General features: G+C 66.3%; 1 protein-coding gene. It reads right to left on the bottom strand.

The window, feature by feature from the left end; translation table 11 throughout:
- The coding region (locus OOT08_RS13740) for an inorganic phosphate transporter (protein WP_325093354.1) at nucleotides 1-824 on the bottom strand (824 nt) is incomplete at its 3' end.
- Nucleotides 825-1,008 lie beyond the last annotated feature (184 nt).

Below are 1,008 nucleotides of genomic sequence, written 5' to 3'. Positions count from 1 at the left end.
TGGGTGGAGGCGAGGATCGTTGCCGCGGTGCTCGTCTCCGCGGCGAAGCCCTGCGCGGGCTTGACCTGCGTGAGCCCCGCGCCGAGGGTGCGGATGATCCGCCAGCCGCCGGAGTAGGTGCCAACGGCGATGGCGAGGGCACAGGCGACGATCACCCAGAGGTGCGGCCCGGTGCCCGGGTCCTGGAGGTTCGCGGCCACGAGCGTGAGCGTGATGACGCCCATCGTCTTCTGGGCATCGTTCGTGCCGTGCGCGAGGGCGATCAGCGAGGAGGACGCGATCTGCGCGTAGCGGAAGCGGCCGCGACCATCGGGCTTGCCGTCGTTGCGACGGGTGATCGCGTAGGCCACCTTGGTCGCGGTGAAGGCAACGATCCCGGCCGTCAGCGGCGCGATGAGCGCGGGCAGCAGCACCTTGGAGAGCAGCCCTGAGCCGTTGATCGCTCCGAATCCGGCGCCGACCACGGCCGCGCCGATCAGGCCGCCGAACAGGGCGTGCGAGGAGCTTGAGGGCAGGCCGTACAGCCAGGTGACGAGGTTCCAGACGACGGCGCCGATGAGGCCGGCGAAGATGAGCTCCGGGGTGATCATCACCCCGCCGTCGCCCTCGTTGATGATCCCGTTTGAGATGGTCTTGGCAACCTCAGTGGACAGGAACGCCCCGATGAGGTTGAGAATCGCGGCCAAGAGGACCGCGGTCTTCGGCTTCAGCGCGCCGGTCGCGATGGGGGTTGCCATCGCGTTGGCGGTGTCGTGGAAACCGTTTGTGAAGTCAAAAAACAGGGCTAGCACGATGACCAGCAGCACGATAAGGGTGACTTCCACCAGAATCTTTCTCTCGTGAGCGTTGCCGGGCCCCCGGCAGAACCGGCTCCGTTCAGGATCCGATTACCCACCGTTCACACGACTGAGGTTGACACGCGTGTGTCAGAAGAATCGTGTCACCCATCGGCGCGTCGGTCAAGTTGAAAACGGCGTGGCGGTCGGACCCTCAGGAAGCGATCAGCGC

The sequence above is a fragment of the Leucobacter sp. M11 genome, assembly GCF_035726885.1.
Taxonomy (GTDB): Bacteria; Actinomycetota; Actinomycetes; order Actinomycetales; family Microbacteriaceae; genus JAPFRB01.
Note: the sequence above shows the minus strand (reverse complement) of the source record. Positions and strands in the feature narration are given on the sequence as shown.